Raw genomic sequence first — 17,370 nt, 5'->3', positions numbered from 1 at the left:
TGGCGTGCGGTAATCCGGGCCGAGGCGTGGGACGCCGGCCGCAGTCTCGACGTAGGACCCAGCTCATCAGCACGTCAGGAGCCCTCGTGCCCGCCGCTTCCCCCATCCCCGCCCCCGCCGCCACGGCCGCCTCGACCGAGACGCTCACCGCGGAGCTGACCGCACTGCGCCTTCGTATGGAGGAGGTGAGCCGGGCCGTGCACCGGCGACCGGAACTGAAGTTCGCCGAGTTCCACGCGCGGGACGTACTCACCGGGTGGCTCGGAGAGGAGGGCTTCACCGTCGAGTCGCCCGCCGGAGGAATGGAGACGGCGTTCGTCGCGGTGCACCGGACAGGGACGCCGGGCCCGTACGTCGCCGTGCTCGCGGAGTACGACGCGCTGCCCGGGATCGGGCACGGGTGCGGACACAACCTCATCGCGGCGGGCGGGGCCGCGGCGGCGATCGCGGCCGTGCGCGCCATGCCCGACCACCCGGGCACGATCGCGGTGATCGGCACGCCCGGCGAGGAGATGGGCGGCGCGGGCAAGATCCGGCTCGCCGACGCGGGAGTCTTCGAGGGAGTCGACGCGGCGGTGATGTTCCACCCCGCCGACCGCTCCCTGACCGCCCGGCACGGCCTTGCCGCCGCGCACCTGCGGGCAGACTTCACGGGCGTCAGCGCGCACGCCGCGAAGTCGCCGTGGGAGGGGCGCAGCGCGCTGGCGGCCGCCCAGCTCTTCCTCCAGGCGCTCGACGCGATGCGCCAGTTCATGCCGCCCACGGCCCGCGTGCACGGGATCGTCACGGACGGCGGGCAGGCCCCGAACGTGGTGCCCGCCCACGCCTCGGTCGACCTCTATGTGCGTGACCGGACGGCGGCTTCCGCCGAGGTGCTGGTCGAGCGGGTGCGCAAGGCCGCCCTGGGCGCGGCGCTCGCCACCGAGACCGAGGCCGAGCTGGCGGAGACCGGGCCCATGTACGCGGACCGGCGCAACAACTCCGTGATGGCCGAGCGCTTCGGGGACACGGTGCGCGGCCTCGGCCTCGCCGACATCGTGCCCGGCGACCCGGACACCCCGGCGGGATCGTCCGACATCGGTAATCTGTCGCAGCTCGTGCCCGTCATTCACCCTTATGTGCAGATCGCGCCGCACGGCACGCCCAGCCACTCCGAGGCGATGCGTGAGGCGGCGGCCACCGGCTTCGCACATGACCGCGCGCAGATCGCCGCGACGGGCCTGGCCCGGGTGGTCCTGGACCTGGCGGCGGACCCGGTGTTCCTGGCGGCGGCCCGGGCGGAGTTCGACGGGGCCTGACCGGCCCGGGTGCCCCGGCCGGGTTCTGCCACGATCCGCCGGTTCGCGCCGCCCGCGCAGTGAAGCGGTCCCGCCGTGTCCACCCGCCCGGGCCGTTGAGCGGGCCGTTCGGTCAGAGCGCCCGGGCCCGAAGCGGTGCGCCGTCGCTCCGTACACTCCGGTTCATGTCGGTCGTCCTCGTACTCGAAGGGGCCACTCCCGCCCACTTCGCCGTCGGAGTGTCCCCGCTCGCCGAGCTGGCCGCGTCCCTGCACGTGCTGACCGAGCGGTCCCATCACCCCGAGCACCGGACGCTGGCCGAGCGGGTCGTCGGCGCGGCGGGGGACGACTTCCGTGCCGGTCTCGAACGGTTCTCGCCGTTGTGGGCCGCCCTGCGCTGGCGCGGCTTCTATCTCGCGGCCGACGGCGCCCGGCGCACCCTGCCCGAGCAGCTGCGCTCCCTCGCCGAGCTGCCGACCGACCGGTTCGCCGAGCTGACGGCCTACGCCTGCGCCAGCGGCTACCGCGGCTTCGACTTCGCCCGGCTGCGCCAGGAGCCCGTGCAGGCCGACGGGTTGCGGCACGCGGTCTCCGGGCTGCCCGCGCCCCACCGCGCGCTCGCCGCCGATCTGCTGAGCGATCCGGAAGGGGTGCGCGCCGAACTGCTCGCGTTCCTCGGCCTGTGCCGCTCGGCCTTCTTCGCCGACCTGTGGGCCGAGACGGAACCCGCGCTCGCCGCCGCCGCGCACCGCATGCGCCAGCGCCTCGCCGATGAGGGGCCGGCCCCGGCCCTGGCGTCGCTGAGCCCGTCGAGCACCCGCCTCGCCGACCCGCCCCGGGTCGTCTTCGACAAGCTGCACCACTCCGTGATCACCCCGGCCCGCACCCAGGTGCTGCTGATCCCCACCCGCTACGGGGCGCCGCACCTGATCGTGAAGAACGAACCGGGGCTGCCGCCCGTCCTGCACTTCCCGGTGGACGCCCCCGAGGTCGGCGTCACCCTGGCCCGAAGCCGCATGCTCGCCCTCACGGATCCGCGCAGGGTGCGCCTGTGCCGGCTCATCGCGCGCCAGCCGCTGACCACGGCAGACCTGGCGGACAGGCTCTCGATGACCCGCCCGCAGGTCTCCCGTCACCTGCGTGCGCTGCGCGACCTCGGCCTCGTACGCACCGAACGCGACGGCCGCTTCGTGCACTACGGCCTCGACCTCGACGCCGTCGAACGCATCGGCCGGGACGTGGCGACAGCGCTCCAGTACTGAACCGGGGCGTTCCCTGCTCAGGCGCCCGCCACGATCCGCCCGGTCACCTCGCCGAGGCCCACGCGGGTGTTGCCCGGGCCGGGGGCCCACGCCGTCATCGTGACCACGTCGCCGTCCTCGAGGAACGTCCGCTTGCCGTTGGGGAGTTCGATGGGGTCGCGGCCGTTCCAGGTGATCTCGATGAGGGAGCCGCGCGCGTTCTCCGAGGCGCCGCTGATCGTGCCGGAGCCGTACAGGTCGCCCGTGCGCAGGGAGGCGCCGGCGACCGTCATGTGGGCCAGCATCTGCGCCGCCGTCCAGTAGAGGGAGGCGGAGGAGGTCTCGGAGATGACATGGCCGTTGAGAGTGACGGTGATGTGCAGGTCGTAGCCGCCGGGCTCGTCCGCGATGCCGTCGGCGGACGGTGCCGAGTCGTCCAGATACGGCAGCAGCGGGTACGTGCGCTCGGGGGGCGCCACGCGCGCCTCGTCCAGCGCGTCGAGCGGAGTGATCCAGGCCGAGACCGACGTGGCGAACGACTTGCCGAGGTGCGGGCCGAGCGGCACGGTCTCCCAGGACTGGATGTCGCGCGCCGACCAGTCGTTGAGGAGGCAGAGCCCGAACACGTGGTCGCGGTACGCGGACAGCGGCACCGGCGTGCCCTGCGCGGACGGCGTCCCGACGACGAACCCGAGCTCCGTCTCGATGTCGAGCCGCACCGAGGGGCCGAAGACGGGAGCAGGGTCGGCCGGGGGCTTGCGCTGGCCCGAGGGGCGGACCACGTCCGTGCCCGAGACCACGACCGTCCCGGCGCGGCCGTGGTAACCCACCGGCAGATGCTTCCAGTTGGGCTTCAGCGGCTCCTCGTCCGGGCGGAACATCCGGCCCAGGTTCCGGGCGTGGTTCTCCGAGGCGTAGAAGTCGACGTAGTCAGCGACCTCGAAGGGGAGGTGCAGGGTGACATCGGCGAGCGGGTGCAGCAGGGGCCGTACGGTCTCGCGGTGGGCCGGGACCGTGACCCAGGCGGTGAGCGCGCGGCGCACGTCCGACCAGGCGGTGCGGCCCGCCGCCATGAGCGGGTTCAGGGTGGGACGGGCGAGCAGGGAGACGTAGGGCGAGCCGAGCGCTGCCGCCGCGGCGCCCGCGTCCAGCACGTACGAGCCGAGGCGCACGCCGACCCGGCGCGCTTCCACGGCGTCCCCCGGCAGGGAGAACACCCCGTACGGGAGGTTGTGCGGTCCGAAGGGGTCGCCTTCGGGGAGGTCGAGGGGAGTGAGCGGGGTCTGCTCGGACATGCGTACCTGCCTCGCTTTCCATAGGGGTGGGCCACACGTTACGTGGGAGCGACGTGTTGGGGCAGTGCCCAAAGAGTTCGCAATGTCCGGAAACGCCTTGCCGGAGTGGTGACTTCCGGCTCGGCGCCCTGTCGGGGGACGCGGGTGGGGTGGGGCCGGGTCCGAAGAGGGGCAGGACGCGTGGACTTCCTCGGCGACGGCCTGCGGACCCCTTGCGTGAGGCACCCCGCGCACGGTGGACGAGCGGGGCAGGGGCCGGGGCCACGGAGGGGGTGGCCGGGCGGAGCGGCCCGGGGGAGCGGTCCGTATTCTCTCGATCATGCCCGCTCCGTTGCGCTCCGCCCCGTTCGAACTCATCGCCACAGACCTGGACGGGACGCTGCTGCGCGGCGACGACACGGTCTCCGGCCGAACGCGTGGTGCCCTCGCGGCCGCGGCCGCCGCGGGGGCCCGCCACCTCGTGGTGACGGGACGGCCCGCGCCGCGCGTGCGGCCGCTGCTCGACGAGCTCGGCGGCACGGGGCTCGCGGTCTGCGCCCAGGGCGCCCAGCTGTACGACGCGGCGACGGACCGCATCGTGTGGTCCCTGACCCTCGACCGTGACCTCGCCGAACAGGCGCTCGGCAAGATCGAGGCCGAGGTCGGCCAGGTCGACGCGGCGGTCGATCAGGACGGCAGGGACGGGTTGACGCTCATCGAGCCCGGCTATGTGATGCCGCACCCCACACTTCCCGCCGTGCGCGTCGAGCGCCGCGAGGAGCTGTGGGCCGAGCCCATCAGCAAGGTGCTGCTCCGTCATCCCCGGCTGACCGACGACGAGTTGGCGACGGTGGCGCGGGCGGTCGTCGGCGACCTGGCGACGGTCACCATGTCGGGCCCCGGCACCGTGGAGCTCCAGCCGTGCGGTGTCACCAAGGCGACGGGGCTCGCGCTGGCCGCCGAGCGGCTCGGCCTGACGGCGGAGCGCACGATGGCGTTCGGTGACATGCCGAACGACCTGCCGATGTTCGCGTGGGCGGGCCACGGCGTCGCGATGGCCAACGCCCACGCCGAACTCAGGGCGGCGGCCGACGAGGTGACCCTGTCGAACGAGGAGGACGGCGTAGCGGTGATTCTGGAACGCCACTTCGTACGACGCTAGCCACGCGCCCGCCGGCCCCGCCCGCTCAGCTCACCCCGCCGTACGCGGAATCCGCTGTTCCCATGTCCGGTGGAAGACCACCTCGTCGCCGTCCCGGCACACCACCTCGTTGCTGGTGATGAAGTCCGCCGCGTCGCAGGCGATCTCGGAGCGGGTCTTGATCGTCACGTCCCACGCCAGCTCGGGCCGGTGCAGACGGATCGACCAGTCGGAGCGGGTCCGCGCGCTCAGCGGGTCCGACTCCTGGATGACGTACGTCTCCACGGCGTCCTCGGTGAATTCGAGGCCGTCGGGGTAGACACGGGTGCCGCCGTAACGGGGGTCGACCTCCAGGCGCCATTCACCCTTGGCGACGTCGCGGACGCAGAGCCGCTCGGGGCGCTGTTCGTCCAGGGTGGCCGGGTGGACGACACCCATGGGCTCGGACTGTTCGGGCCGCTCGAAGCCGATGTCGGCGCCGTTCTCGGCGTCGACCATCCTGACCGGCAGTTCGAGGGTGCTGCCCGCCGGTTCGAGGGTGAAGCCGGCCTCCGACCCGGGCTGCGGCCAGATCCACGGCCAGTACGCGGACGACACCGCGAGGCGGATGCGGTGCCCGGCGGGGAAGGTGTGGCCGATCCCGTTCAGCTCGAAGGAGACCTCGTCCGTGGTGCCGGGGGGCCAGGCGACGGCCTTGTCGCGGCCCTCACGCGAGGAGAGGTTCAGGACGCCGCGCGTGACGAGCGTCGAGGAGCCGTCCGGTGCCACGTCGCACACCCGGACGGCGACCTGCCCGCGCGGCGCCTCGCTGGTGATCCGCAGCGTCACCTGCGGCCGGCCGAGGATCTGGATGTCCGAGGGCACCGCGAAGTCGAAGCACGCCGACTTCGCGTCCTCGTCCCGCTGGTCCGGCGGCAGGTCCGCGTCGTTCCCGAAGGGGAAGAAGCGGCCCGCGTCCAGGCCCGTCTGCTGGGGCGACCGCACGATCACGGGCGGGCCCTGGAGGGCGTACGCGAGGGGCGCGACGTTCGGGGACGGCCAGGACGGGTCGCCGGCCCAGTGGCCCGGCAGCGTCGGGTACACGGTGGCGGGCGGGTGCGAGTCGCTGATCCAGGAGCGGAGCTTGGGCTCCGCCATGACGCCGTTGTCGACGCCCTTGAGGTGGTGGTCCCACCAGCGGAGGGTCTCCTGGAGGAAGCCGATCGCGGGGCCCGGCGGCAGGCCGCGGTCCGGGTACTGGTGCGACCAGGGGCCGATGATCCCGCGTACCTGCTGGTCGGGCAGGTTCTCGACCAGACGCAGGACGGTGTCGCGGTAGGGGTCGTGCCAGCCGCCCACCGCGAGGACGGCCGCCCGGACGGCGGTGTAGTCCTCGCAGACGCTGCCGTGCCGCCAGTAGGCGTCGCGCGTCTGGTGGCCGAGCCAGGTGTGGATGAACGGGTCGACGGCTTCGAGGCGCTTCAGCCACATCGCGCGCCAGTCGTCGCCGACGAACTGCGGGTCGGGCGGGCGCGACACGAAGGCGAGCATGGTCGCCGCCCACGCGTGCATGTCCACCGCGAGGACGGAACCTCCCATGTAGTGCACGTCGTTGTCATAGCGGTCGTCCGTCGAGCAGACCGTGACGACCGCCTTGAGCGGCTCGGGCGCGAGGGCCGCGATCTGGAGGGAGTTGAAGCCGCCCCAGGAGATGCCGAACATGCCGACTTTGCCGCTGCACCAGGGCTGTGCGGCCAGCCAGTTGACGACGGCGACCCCGTCCGCGAGCTCCGTCGTGTCGTACTCGTCGCCGGGCAGGCCGTCCGAGTTGCCGTGCCCGCGCACGTCGACGCGCACGGAGGCGTAGCCGTGGCCCGCGTACCAGGGGTGGCGTTGCCAGTCGCGCGGTGCGGTCCAGTCGCTCAGGCGGTACGGAAGGTATTCGAGGAGGGCGGGCACCGGCTCGTCGGTCACCGGACGCCAGATGCGGGCGAACAGCGTGGTGCCGTCCGGCAGGGGTACGCGAACGTCCTCGCGGGTCGTCTCGTAGGGGAAGGAGGTACGGATGGTGATGGCCGGGTTTTCTGACATGGGAGTCACCTCAGTGAACGGGGTGCATGGTCCTGCGCAGCCATGGCGCGAGCGCGATCACGACCAGGCCGATGGCGACGGCGATGGCGCCGTTGACGCCGAAGTACACGGGATTGGAGACCTCGCCGTAGAGCTTCACGGTCTGTGCCTGGATGCCGTTGGCGAGGGCGAGCGACAGGAACCAGAGCGACATGGTCTGGCTGGAGAAGGCCTTCGGGGCGAGCTTCGTCGTCGCCGACATGCCGGAGGTCTCCAGGAGGATGTCGCCGAGGCCGAGCAGCAGATACGAGCCGACGATCCACCAGGCGGCCATCTTGTACGTGTCCCCGCTGTGGCCCGAGGTGGGGATGACCATGAGCAGGAACGACAGGCCGCCCAGGATCACACCGAACGCGATCTTGTTGGAGGCGTGCGGCTGCCGCGGCCCCATCCGGGCCCACAGACCGGCCACCACGGGGGCGAGCGCGACCTCGAAGGCGCCGAGCGCGGACGCGTACCAGCCGGCGGGGAAGTGGAAGCCGAGGATCTCGGTCCTGGCGTTCGTCGAGGCCAGCAGGATCATCGTCGAGTACGCCTGGAACAGGATGAAGTTGAAGACCACGGAGGCCAGGAAGAGCACGACGTACGGCCTGAGCCTGCCGCGCTCCTCGGCGGTCACCCGGGGGCTGCGGAACATCACCGCGAAGTACACGAGCGGCGCGATCACCGAGATGACCGTGAGGACGTCCACGAAACGGCTCATCGTCAGCCGGCCGGCCCACACGAGGACCACGGCGAGCACGGCGACGGCGATCGCGCCCGCGATCATGAGCCGGACCGCGCGCCGCATCCCCTCGGGCGGCAGGGCGTACTCGGCGGAGTGCTTGCGTCCGGCCAGGTGACGCCGCCCGGCGACGTACTGGACGAGACCGAACGTCATGCCGATCGCGGCGGCCCCGAAGCCCCAGTGCCAGCCCTTGTGGTCGCCGAGCCAGCCGGTGATCAAGGGGCCCGCGAAAGCACCGATGTTGATGCCCATGTAGTACAGCGCGAAGCCGGCGTCGCGGCGCTCGTCGTCGGTGCGGTAGAGCTTGCCGACCATGGTGGCGACATTGGGTTTGACCAGGCCGGTTCCCGCGCTGATCAGGCCGAGGCCGACCCAGGTCATGGCCGCCGTCGGCACCGCCATGGCGTAGTGGCCGCAGGCGATCAGGACGCCGCCGTAGAGGACCGCGCGGTACGAGCCGAGGATCCGGTCGGCGAGCCAGCCGCCCCCCACCGAGACGAGGTACACGAGGGTTCCGTACGCTGCCGATACGGACGCCGCCGTTCCCGCGGACATGCCCAGGCCGCCGTGTGTCACCGTGTCCGCGAAGTAGAGGACGAGGATGGCCTGCATGCCGAGGAACGAGAAACGCTCCCAGACCTCGAGGCCCGACAGCGTGAGCAGGCCGCGCGGCTGGCCGAGGAACGCGTGGTCGTCGCCCGGCGGCGGCTGCTCGCTCTCCGGTTCGCTCGGCTCGGTCTCGGCCGTGGTGCGGGACAAAGGGGAGACTCCCGGTCTACTCGGTCGTATGAGCTGATCAAGAACATACCGGGGGTGTTCGTGGGTCGCTCGGCCTGGTCTGTGCGGGCAGGCCCCCACTGTGATCGAAACGCGACCGGATACGCTGACTTGAGTGATGGCAGCGACACATCGACAAACCGTGTCATCGACCAAATGATCGACCGAGTTCGCCATGTGATCGTCAGCAGACAGGAGAACCTCTCGTGACCGTCGTCGGGACTTTCGGTCTTAGCGTGCGGGACCAGGCTCTCGAAGCCGATGTCCAGGCCGGGTTGGCGGCTGTCGAGGAGGGTCTGCTCGAGGCAACGAAGAGCGAGGTCCCCTTCATCACGGAGGCCGCGCAGCATCTCGTGCGCGCGGGCGGCAAGCGCTTCAGGCCCCTCCTCGCGATGCTCGCCGCGCAGTTCGGTGACCCGTACGCGCCGGGTGTCGTGCCCGCCGCCGTCGTCGTCGAGCTGACGCATCTCGCGACGCTCTACCACGACGACGTGATGGACGAGGCCGACGTGCGCCGCGGCGTCGACAGCGCCAACACCCGCTGGGGCAACTCCGTCGCGGTCCTGACCGGCGACTTCCTCTTCTCGCGCGCCTCCCACATGCTGGCCGACCTCGGGCCCGAGGCCGTCCGCATCCAGGCGGAGGCCTTCGAGCGCCTCGTCACCGGGCAGATCCTGGAGACGGCCGGACCGCGCGACGGCCGCGACCCGGTCGACCACTACCTCGACGTCCTCGGTGGCAAGACCGGCTCGCTGATCGCCGTGGCCGTGCGGTTCGGCGCGATGATGGCGGGTGCCGACGAGCGCGTCGTGGACGTCCTCGCGCAGTACGGCGAGCGCCTCGGCGTCGCCTTCCAGCTCGCCGACGACGTCCTGGACATCGCCTCCGACTCGCACGAGTCCGGCAAGACCCCCGGCACCGACCTGCGCGAGGGCATTCCCACGCTGCCGGTGCTCCGCCTGCGCGAGCGCGCCGAGCAGCTCGGCCTGCCCGAGGACCGCGCCCTGTGCGAGCTCCTCGACTCCGATCTGACGGACGACGCGCGCCACGCCGAGGCGCTCGAGCGGCTGCGCGTCCACCCGTCCCTGGAGCAGGCCCGCAGGGACACCGTGCGGTACGCGGAGGAGGCACGGGCGACCCTCGCGCCGCTGCCCGAGTGCGACGCGAAGGCGTCCCTTCTGGAGCTGTGCGACGCGGTGGTGCACCGGGCGGGCTGACGCCCTCCCGCCTCACGGGGCCGTCGACGCGCGGGTCCGCGGGGTCGGTAGCCGTTGCTGCCCGGCCCCGCGCCGCCCTGTGCCCGGCGCCGGTGGGGGAGCGCCGCGAACCCTGTGCCGTCCACGCCCTTGCCCGTATGCCTGCGTCGGTTCGGCGTCCCTGGCGTAGCGGTGGGGCGGCCGGCCGGCGAGGGTGATCCGGGTGGTGCCGTCCGACCGTTTCACCGTCGAGACCAGCCTCTTGTCGACGCCCTCGGCCGTGACGCTCCTGGCGTCGGCGGTCGTGGCGGCAGACCAGAGCGTGGCGCGGTTGTCGTAGCAGGTCACCTCGGTGGCCTCGCCGAATCCTCGCCGAAGCGGTACAGGACGTGGCCCCTGCTGTCGGTGACGACCCTGCCGACCCTGTCGACCTCGGCGGCGGTCGGAGTGGCGGAACTGGCGGGGGAACTGCCGCTCTTGGTGTCGCTGCTGCTTCGGCCACCGCAGCTGCCGCATCCGCTGAGCGCGAGCGCGAAGACGGCGGCGCCCACGGCGACGTGACCGGTGATGCGGGTCACAGGCCGGCAAGCGGTACGGGCTGCTCTCCGGCACCACCGAGATCCCGCGCCTGAAGACCGGCGGCGTCCCCTACGGGATGGGGGACGCGCCGCCCTTCCGTGTCATACCGCGGGAGTACGCGGAGTTGATCCTGGGGTCTGACGCTTCCGCCCGGCCGATTTGGTCAGATTGATAGCACCACTCCCGACCAGTTCGGGTGAGAATGGCGGCTTGGGGTGGACAGACGAGCAAGGACGGTAGGCCGCCGCCCAACACGGAGGTAGGGCAACAACATGGCACCGTACGAATCCGAAAGCGCCGGCCGTCGCAAGGCGACCCGCTATGTGGTCCCGGTCGCGGTGGTGGGGGTGGCCGCGGCGACGATCGGGCTCGTCCCCGCGCTGGCCGACTCCGGCAATCCCGATCTGCCGAAGATCAGCGCACAGCAGCTCATCGAGAAGATCGCCAAGTCGGACGTGCAGCAGATGTCCGGCACGGTGAAGATCTCCACGGATCTCGGACTGCCGTCCCTGGGCGGTATGGCGGGCGGTTTCACCCCGGGCGCCGGCGGCTCCTCGGACGGCAAGGCGGGCTCCTCCGCCGACCCGCAGTCCAAGCTGATGGAGCTGGCCACCGGCACGCACACCCTGCGTATCGCGGCGGACGGCGCCGACCGGCACAAGCTGTCGGTCCTGGACAACGCCGCCGAGTACAGCGTGATCCACAACGGCGACGAGGTCTGGGCCTACGACAGCGCGTCGAACGAGGCGTACCACTCCAAGGACGCCGCCGCGGGCGACCGGGCCGCGAAGCACCGCAAGGGCGAGACGCCGCAGGGTGTCCCGGCCACGCCGAAGGAGCTCGCGGACGAGGTCCTGAAGGCGTCCGGCAAGACGACGTCGATCTCCGTGGAAGGCACCTCGCAGGTCGCGGGGCGTGACGCGTACAAGCTGCTCGTCAAGCCGAAGCAGGCCGGTTCGACGGTCGGCGGGATCACCGTCTCGGTGGACGCGAAGACCGGTGTGCCGCTGAAGTTCACGCTGACGCCCGCGGGCGGCGGCAAGGCGGTCGTGGACGCGGGCTTCACCAAGGTGGACTTCTCCAAGCCGGCCGCTTCGACGTTCGACTTCACCCCGCCGAAGGGCACCAAGGTCACCGAGGGCGACGACCTCAAGGCGCGGGACAAGTCCCACGCGCCGAAGGACATGCCGAAGGGCATGCCCAAGGACATGCCCAAGGACATGCCGAAGGAGCTGAAGGGCGCCCAGGGCGGCGGCATGAAGGACCTGAAGGTCATCGGCGAGGGCTGGACGTCCATCGCCGAGCTGAAGCTGCCCGGTGGGCAGGGCCTCCCGACGGGCGGCTCGGCCTCGGGCGACGTCCCGCCGGAGGCGCAGAAGTTCATGGACGCGCTCGGCGACCACGTGACAGGCAGGTTCGGCTCGGGCACGGTCTTCTCGACGCGCCTGATCAACGCGCTCGTCACGGACGACGGCAAGGTCTACGCGGGCGCGGTCACCAAGGACGCGCTCGTGAAGGCGGCGAACGCGGCGCAGTAGCCGTACGCGGCACGAGAGTTGGCAGGCAGGAGTGGAGGCGCCGGTCCCGGTGCCTCCACTCCCGCACTCCACCAGGAGCGACGGGCACGACGGGAGCGAGATGGCGGCGAGCACTGCCGAGGAGTCCGTGATCGAGACACGGGCTCTCACCAAGCGCTACGGCGGCGACCAGTTGGCGGTCGACGGACTCGACCTCACCGTTCCCGCCGGCAGCGTCTTCGGCTTCCTCGGGCCGAACGGCTCGGGCAAGACCACCACCATCCGCATGCTGATGGGTCTGATCGAGCCGACGTCCGGCGCGGCCAGCGTCCTCGGCCTCCCCATGCCCCGCGCCACGCGCACGGTCCTCCCGCACGTCGGCGCGCTCATCGAGGGCCCCGCCCTGTACGGGTTCCTGTCCGGCCGGGACAACCTCGTCAGATACGACTCCGCGGACCCGGCCGCCGACCCCCGCACCCGCCGCGCCCGCGTCGCCGACGCCCTCGACCGGGTGGGCCTGACGGCCGCCGCGGGCAAGAAGGCGAAGGCGTACTCGCTCGGCATGAAGCAGCGCCTCGGACTCGCGGCCGCGCTGCTCCAGCCCCGTCGGCTCCTCGTGCTCGACGAGCCGACGAACGGCCTCGACCCGCAGGGCATGCGCGAAATCCGTTCCCTGGTGCGGGAGCTGGCGTCGGACGGTACGACGGTCTTCCTCTCCTCGCACCTCCTCGACGAGATCGAGCAGGTCTGCACGCACGCGGCCGTGATGGCACGGGGCCGGCTCGTCACGCAGGGTCCGGTCGCCGAACTGGCGGCGGGCGCCCGCGGCCGGCTCGTGGTCACGACCCCCGACCCGGGCGACGCGGCGCGTGTCCTGAAGGAGCGTGGCATCGCGGACCTGACCGTGGCGGACGGCCAGGTGACGGGCGAGCCGCCCGGTCCGGGCACCGACCTCGCCGAGCTGAACGCCGCGCTGGTCACCGCGGGCGTCCGGGTCCGCGGCTTCGGACTTGAACGGGCTTCGCTGGAGGACGCGTTCGTGGCCCTGACGGGAGAGGGATTCGATGTCGCAGGCTGAGGCCACGCCCGCCGGCGCCACCGCCACCGCTGTGACGGACGCGTCGCCCGTGCGGAAGCGGATCTGGACGCTCGGCCTGTTCCGCAGCGAGCTGGTCACCACGTTCCGCCGCTGGCGCACGATCGCCCTGCTCGCCGTCCTGGCCGGGGTGCCCGTCCTCGTCGGGATCGCCGTGAAGATCGAGACCAGCGGCGGTTCACCGGCCGCGGGCGGCGGCGGGGGAGGACCCGCGTTCATCGCGCAGATCACCAACAACGGCCTGTTCCTGGTCTTCACGTCGCTCGCCGCGACGCTCCCGTTCTTCCTGCCGATGGCCGTCGGGGTGATCGCGGGCGACGCGATCGCCGGCGAGGCGAACGCGGGGACGCTGCGCTATCTGCTCGTCGCCCCCGCGGGCCGCACCCGCCTGCTGCTCACCAAGTACGCGACGACGATGACGTTCTGCCTGGTCGCGACATTGGTCGTGGCGCTGACGGCGCTCGCCACCGGCGCCCTGCTCTTCCCGCTCGGCGACCTCGTGACGATCTCCGGCACCCGGATCGGCTTCGGCGAGGGACTCGTGCGGGCCCTGCTGATCGCCCTCGTCGTGGCCGCGTCACTCGTCGGGATCGCCGCGCTCGGACTGTTCGTCTCGACCCTCACCAACAGCGGCATCGCGGCGATGGCGACGACGGTGGGCCTGCTCATCACCGTCCAGATCCTCGACCAGATCCCCCAGCTGCACGCGATCCAGCCGTATCTGTTCTCGCACCACTGGCTGTCCTTCGCCGACCTGATGCGCGAGCCGGTCTACTGGGACGACCTGGTCAAGAACCTGGGCCTCCAGGGCCTGTACGCGGCCGTGTTCGGCTCGGCGGCGTGGGCGCGCTTCACGGCGAAGGACATCACGGCGTAGCCGACTGCCGCGCTACTGCACCTCGTACGGGAAGCGGGCGATCTCCGGCTGCCGGTCGGGCGCGAAGAACGTCTTGGCGCGCAGCAGTGCCTGCTCGTCCTTGAGCACGTCGCCGGGCTTGCTGCCGTTGCCGAGCAGGACGCCGCCGAAGCGCATGCCCATGTACGCGGCCGAGTTGCGCAGCGTACCGACCAGCGGGTCTGCGACGACCTGCTCCTCGTGGGCGAGCGCCGTCACGCCCCACAGGGTGCGCCCTTCGAGCGTCGCCTTGAAGTCGATGCCGGGGGTGCGCAGCCAGCCCGACCAGTAGTCGAGGTAGCGCTTGGTGGGGGCCGAGAGGGAGTACCAGTACAGCGGCGACGCGATGACGATGTCGGTGGCTTCGAGGGTCGCGTCCAGGAGCAGCGCCGCGCTGTCCCCGGTGGGCCGGCTGTGGTCGCTGTCGTGGCGCAGGTCCTCGAATTCGGGGAGGGGGTGCGCGGTGAGGTCGATCCAGCGCTGCCCGACCTCGGGGGAGAGCTGCTCGGCGGCCTTGCGGGCCAGGATCTCGGTGTTGCCTTCGCCGCGGCTGCTGCCGAGCAGAAAGAGGAACGTGCGGGACATGGGGCACTCCGGGGTCGGTTGGTCGCGCCGATTACCTGCACGTGCAGTTTATGCATGCGCAAGTAATTCCGTCCAGAGGGTTCGCAGGAGCCCCGGGGGCGCGGAGCGGTGACCCCCGGTGTGCGGGCTCGCCTCGAAGAGGGCCGGCGCGTGGCGGACCGCCTTCCGCCCTCCGCGCGGCCCATGGGGTGCCGGTGGGGGACGCCGGGTGCGCACCTGTCGGCGCACGGGAGATGGGGCGGCCGGCCGCCCGCGCCGCGGATCCGTCCACGGCTGGGGCGGGGGCTGTGGCTGGGGCTGGGTCTCTAGGGCTGCGGCTGGGTCTGTGCCTGGGGGTTCGCCGTCGCCTCCGGCACCGTCTCCGGAGCCGTCACCCGCGCCTCCTGCTCGGCAAGCGCGATCCGCCCCCGCCGGGCCGTCCGCAGCGCGTCCCACGTCAGGAGCGTGAGCGCCACCCATACGAGAGCGAAGCCCGCCCAGCGCTCGGCGGGCATCGCCTCGTGGAAGTACAGGATGCCGAGCAGGAACTGGAAGACCGGCGCCAGGTACTGGAGCAGCCCCAGCGTCGACAGCGGTACGCGGATCGCGGCGGCGCCGAAGCAGACCAGGGGGAGCGCGGTGACCAGGCCCGTCGCCGCGAGCAGCGTGGCGTGCCCCGCGCCGTCACCGAAGGTCGACTCGCCCTGTGCGCCGATCCACAGCAGATAACCGAGCGCGGGCACGAACTGGATCGCGGTCTCGGCGGCGAGCGACTCCAGGCCGCCGAGGTTGACCTTCTTCTTCACCAGGCCGTACGTGGCGAAGGAGAAGGCGAGGCAGAGGGAGATCCAGGGCGGCTGCCCGTATCCGAAGGCGAGAACGAGGACCGCGGCGAGGCCGACGCCGACCGCCGCCCACTGCGCGGGCCGCAGCCGCTCGCCCAGGAGCAGGACGCCCATCGCGATGGTGACCAGTGGATTGATGAAGTAGCCGAGCGAGGCCTCGACGACATGGCCCGCGTTCACGGCCCAGATGTAGACGCCCCAGTTGACCGTGATGACGGCCGCGGCGACGGTGACGAGCGCCAGCCTGCGCGGGTTGCGCAGCAGTTCGCCGGCCCAGGCCCAGCGGCGTACGAAGAGCAGGGCGACGCCGACCACGGCCAGCGACCACACCATGCGGTGGGCGAGGATCTCACCGGCGCCGGCGGGCTTGAGCAGGGGCCAGAACAGGGGCACCAGGCCCCACATTCCGTAAGCCGCGATGCCGTTCAACAGCCCTGTGCGCTGTTCGCTTCTCGACTGCCCAGCCTCCACGGCCCCTCCTCCACACATGCGGACGCCCCGTGGCGGCCACCCATGAAGGTAGCGCCGCGGGGTGCCGGCTGTCATGTCCGTATCTCTATACGGTCATGACAGGGTGTCCGTGCAGGTGGGAGACCACCCGTGGCTAGGCGAGCGCGGCCTTGATCGCGTCCGCGAGCGGGGTCGTGGGGCGGCCGGTCAGCCGGGACAGGTCGCCGCCGGTGGCGGCGAGCAGGCCCTGCTCGATGGCGGTGTCGACGCCGACGAAGATGTCGGCGACGGGCGCGGGCAGTCCGGCACCGAGCAGGATCTCCCGGTTCTGCTCGGGCGTGACGGAGCGGTACGTGATCGTCCGGCCGGTCTGCTTCGACAGCTCGGCGGCGTATTCCGCGAAGGACCAGGCGACGTCGCCGCTCAGCTCGTACGCCTGGTTCTCGTGGCCCTCGCCGGTGAGGACGGCCACCGCGGCGGCGGCGTAGTCGGCGCGGGCGGCGGAGGCGACGCGCCCCTCGCCCGCGGAGGCGGTGACGGCGCCGTGCTCCAGGACCGGGGCGAGGTTCCCGGTGTAGTTCTCGTGGTACCAGCCGTTGCGCAGGAACGTGTACGGCAGGCCGGAGTCGAGGATCGCCTGCTCGGTCACCTTGTGCTCGGCCGCCAGGGCGAAGTCGGCGCCCGGCCCGCCGAGGACGCCCGTGTAGGCCAGCAGCGCGACGCCCGCGTCCTTCGCGGCGTCGATCACGGCCCGGTGCTGCGCCACACGCTGCCCGACCTCGCTGCCGGAGATCAGCAGGACCCTTTCACCGGCGGCGAAGGCCCCGGCCAGTGTCTCGGGCGCGCTGTAGTCGGCGATCCGCAGCTCGACGCCGCGGGCGGCGAGGTCGGCCGCCTTCTCCTTGTCGCGGACGACGGCGGCGACGCGCTCCGCCGGGACGCCGGCGGCGAGGAGGCCGTCGATGACGAGACGGCCGAGGTGTCCGGTGGCTCCGGTGACGACGATGCTCATGTCTGGAATCTCCTCTTTGGGGGTTATCCGGTCTTAGGGGGTTATCTGGCACCGAGCCTACGGGTAGCGCTAACTATTGGAAAGTACCCACTTTGAAGTAAGGTACTGGCATGGCAGTAAGCAAGGGGAGTTCCGGCGGCGAGGACATGTGCCCGTACCGCCTCGTGCTCGAACACGTCACCAGTCGCTGGGGCGTCCTCGTCCTGATCGCCCTTGAGGAGCGCTCGTACCGCTTCAGCGAACTGCGCCGGGAGATCGGCCGGGTCAGCGAGAAGATGCTCACGCAGACGCTCCAGACCCTGGAGCGCGATGGCATGGTGCACCGCGACGCGAAGCCGGTCATCCCGCCGCGCGTGGACTACTCGCTCACGGACCTCGGCCGCGAGGCGGCGGAACAGGTCCGCACGCTGGCGACCTGGACGGAGCGCCGCATGGAAGCGGTGGCGCAGGCCCGCAGCGCATACGACGAGACCCGCGCCCCGTAAGGGGACGCGGGTCTGTTCGGCTGTTCGGGTGCTGGGGGCGACTAGCCGACGACGGTCCAGGTGTCGCCGCCGGCCAGCAGGGCGGCCAGGTCGCCCTTTCCGTTCTGTTCGATGGCTTCGTCGAGCTGGTCGGACATCTGGACGTCGTAGACGGGTCGCTCGGTGGAGCGGAAGACGCCGATGGG

General features: G+C 71.8%; 15 protein-coding genes and 1 pseudogene. 9 read left to right on the top strand and 7 right to left on the bottom strand.

The window, feature by feature from the left end; genetic code table 11:
• The first annotated feature begins 86 nt into the window (after positions 1–86).
• Both ACFC96_RS39235 and ACFC96_RS39230 read left to right on the top strand, forming a co-directional pair.
• Entirely contained in the window at positions 87–1,298 is a 1,212-nt protein-coding gene (locus tag ACFC96_RS39235; protein ID WP_376617097.1) for a M20 family metallopeptidase, read from the top strand.
• A 164-nt stretch (positions 1,299–1,462) separates the two neighbouring features.
• The gene (locus tag ACFC96_RS39230; RefSeq protein ID WP_376617095.1) at positions 1,463–2,539 is read left to right on the top strand and encodes a DUF5937 family protein; all 1,077 of its coding nucleotides are present in this window, start codon (positions 1,463–1,465) and stop codon (positions 2,537–2,539) included.
• Between the two features lie 17 nt (positions 2,540–2,556).
• Here ACFC96_RS39230 and fahA read toward each other — a convergent pair whose 3' ends face one another.
• The gene (fahA, locus tag ACFC96_RS39225) at positions 2,557–3,813 is read right to left on the bottom strand and encodes a fumarylacetoacetase (protein WP_376617093.1); all 1,257 of its coding nucleotides are present in this window, start codon (positions 3,811–3,813) and stop codon (positions 2,557–2,559) included.
• A 319-nt stretch (positions 3,814–4,132) separates the two neighbouring features.
• On the opposite strand from fahA, the gene ACFC96_RS39220 reads away from it, so the two are divergent.
• Positions 4,133–4,954 carry an HAD family hydrolase gene (locus ACFC96_RS39220; protein WP_376617091.1) on the top strand — a complete coding sequence of 274 codons (822 nt, stop codon included), beginning with the start codon at positions 4,133–4,135 and terminating at the stop codon, positions 4,952–4,954.
• Positions 4,955–4,984: 30 nt separating this feature from the next.
• On the opposite strand, the gene ACFC96_RS39215 is transcribed toward ACFC96_RS39220, so the two are convergent.
• A complete protein-coding gene (locus ACFC96_RS39215) occupies positions 4,985–6,985 on the bottom strand; it encodes a CocE/NonD family hydrolase (RefSeq protein WP_376265881.1) in 2,001 nt (666 codons plus the stop codon).
• 28 nt (positions 6,986–7,013) lie between these two features.
• Complete coding sequence (locus tag ACFC96_RS39210) at positions 7,014–8,528, bottom strand: peptide MFS transporter (protein WP_376617089.1); 1,515 nt, start codon at positions 8,526–8,528, stop codon at positions 7,014–7,016.
• A gap of 224 nt (positions 8,529–8,752) precedes the next feature.
• Here ACFC96_RS39210 and ACFC96_RS39205 point away from each other — a divergent pair, with 224 nt between their 5' ends.
• The 5 genes from ACFC96_RS39205 (at position 8,753) to ACFC96_RS39185 (ending at position 13,811) form a co-directional block, all read left to right on the top strand.
• Positions 8,753–9,763 carry a polyprenyl synthetase family protein gene (locus tag ACFC96_RS39205; RefSeq protein WP_355688242.1) on the top strand — a complete coding sequence of 337 codons (1,011 nt, stop codon included), beginning with the start codon at positions 8,753–8,755 and terminating at the stop codon, positions 9,761–9,763.
• Between the two features lie 384 nt (positions 9,764–10,147).
• Complete coding sequence (locus ACFC96_RS39200; protein ID WP_376617087.1) at positions 10,148–10,303, top strand: hypothetical protein; 156 nt, start codon at positions 10,148–10,150, stop codon at positions 10,301–10,303.
• 290 nt (positions 10,304–10,593) lie between these two features.
• On the top strand, positions 10,594–11,859 hold the full coding sequence (locus tag ACFC96_RS39195) for an outer membrane lipoprotein carrier protein LolA (protein WP_376617085.1): 1,266 nt from the start codon (positions 10,594–10,596) through the stop codon (positions 11,857–11,859).
• A 100-nt stretch (positions 11,860–11,959) separates the two neighbouring features.
• Positions 11,960–12,916, top strand: a complete 957-nt coding sequence (locus tag ACFC96_RS39190; RefSeq protein ID WP_376617083.1) for an ABC transporter ATP-binding protein — start codon at positions 11,960–11,962, stop codon at positions 12,914–12,916.
• The gene (locus ACFC96_RS39185; RefSeq protein WP_376617081.1) at positions 12,903–13,811 is read left to right on the top strand and encodes an ABC transporter permease; all 909 of its coding nucleotides are present in this window, start codon (positions 12,903–12,905) and stop codon (positions 13,809–13,811) included. Before ACFC96_RS39190 ends, ACFC96_RS39185 begins: the two co-directional genes overlap by 14 nt.
• A 12-nt stretch (positions 13,812–13,823) precedes the next feature.
• Here the strand turns inward: ACFC96_RS39185 and ACFC96_RS39180 are convergent, their stop codons facing one another.
• The 3 genes from ACFC96_RS39180 to ACFC96_RS39170 form a co-directional block, all read right to left on the bottom strand.
• Positions 13,824–14,414 carry a flavodoxin family protein gene (locus ACFC96_RS39180; protein WP_376265699.1) on the bottom strand — a complete coding sequence of 197 codons (591 nt, stop codon included), beginning with the start codon at positions 14,412–14,414 and terminating at the stop codon, positions 13,824–13,826.
• Between the two features lie 305 nt (positions 14,415–14,719).
• Positions 14,720–15,727, bottom strand: a complete 1,008-nt coding sequence (gene rarD / locus ACFC96_RS39175; protein ID WP_376617079.1) for an EamA family transporter RarD — start codon at positions 15,725–15,727, stop codon at positions 14,720–14,722.
• Between the two features lie 115 nt (positions 15,728–15,842).
• Positions 15,843–16,700, bottom strand: a complete 858-nt coding sequence (locus ACFC96_RS39170) for an SDR family oxidoreductase (protein ID WP_376617077.1) — start codon at positions 16,698–16,700, stop codon at positions 15,843–15,845.
• Positions 16,701–16,810: 110 nt separating this feature from the next.
• On the opposite strand from ACFC96_RS39170, the gene ACFC96_RS39165 reads away from it, so the two are divergent.
• Complete coding sequence (locus ACFC96_RS39165) at positions 16,811–17,185, top strand: helix-turn-helix domain-containing protein (RefSeq protein WP_366122335.1); 375 nt, start codon at positions 16,811–16,813, stop codon at positions 17,183–17,185.
• 41 nt (positions 17,186–17,226) lie between these two features.
• On the opposite strand, the pseudogene ACFC96_RS39160 reads toward ACFC96_RS39165, so the two are convergent.
• Positions 17,227–17,370: pseudogene (locus ACFC96_RS39160) on the bottom strand (2-oxoacid:ferredoxin oxidoreductase subunit beta); the annotation flags it as partial.

This window comes from Streptomyces sp. NPDC055955 (assembly GCF_042270245.1).
In the GTDB taxonomy this organism is placed as follows: Bacteria; Actinomycetota; Actinomycetes; order Streptomycetales; family Streptomycetaceae; genus Streptomyces.
This window is presented reverse-complemented; position numbering and strand designations above follow the sequence as displayed.

What these genes read in the sequence shown, in the direction of transcription:
- ACFC96_RS39230 (WP_376617095.1), top strand. Translation starts at nt 1,463, where the DNA reads ATGTCGGTCGTCCTCGTACTCGAAGGGGCCACTCCCGCCCACTTCGCC.
- fahA (WP_376617093.1), bottom strand. Translation starts at nt 3,813, where the DNA reads ATGTCCGAGCAGACCCCGCTCACTCCCCTCGACCTCCCCGAAGGCGAC.
- ACFC96_RS39220 (WP_376617091.1), top strand. Translation starts at nt 4,133, where the DNA reads ATGCCCGCTCCGTTGCGCTCCGCCCCGTTCGAACTCATCGCCACAGAC.
- ACFC96_RS39195 (WP_376617085.1), top strand. Translation starts at nt 10,594, where the DNA reads ATGGCACCGTACGAATCCGAAAGCGCCGGCCGTCGCAAGGCGACCCGC.
- ACFC96_RS39190 (WP_376617083.1), top strand. Translation starts at nt 11,960, where the DNA reads ATGGCGGCGAGCACTGCCGAGGAGTCCGTGATCGAGACACGGGCTCTC.
- ACFC96_RS39185 (WP_376617081.1), top strand. Translation starts at nt 12,903, where the DNA reads ATGTCGCAGGCTGAGGCCACGCCCGCCGGCGCCACCGCCACCGCTGTG.
- ACFC96_RS39180 (WP_376265699.1), bottom strand. Translation starts at nt 14,414, where the DNA reads ATGTCCCGCACGTTCCTCTTTCTGCTCGGCAGCAGCCGCGGCGAAGGC.
- rarD (WP_376617079.1), bottom strand. Translation starts at nt 15,727, where the DNA reads ATGTGTGGAGGAGGGGCCGTGGAGGCTGGGCAGTCGAGAAGCGAACAG.
- ACFC96_RS39170 (WP_376617077.1), bottom strand. Translation starts at nt 16,700, where the DNA reads ATGAGCATCGTCGTCACCGGAGCCACCGGACACCTCGGCCGTCTCGTC.
- ACFC96_RS39165 (WP_366122335.1), top strand. Translation starts at nt 16,811, where the DNA reads ATGGCAGTAAGCAAGGGGAGTTCCGGCGGCGAGGACATGTGCCCGTAC.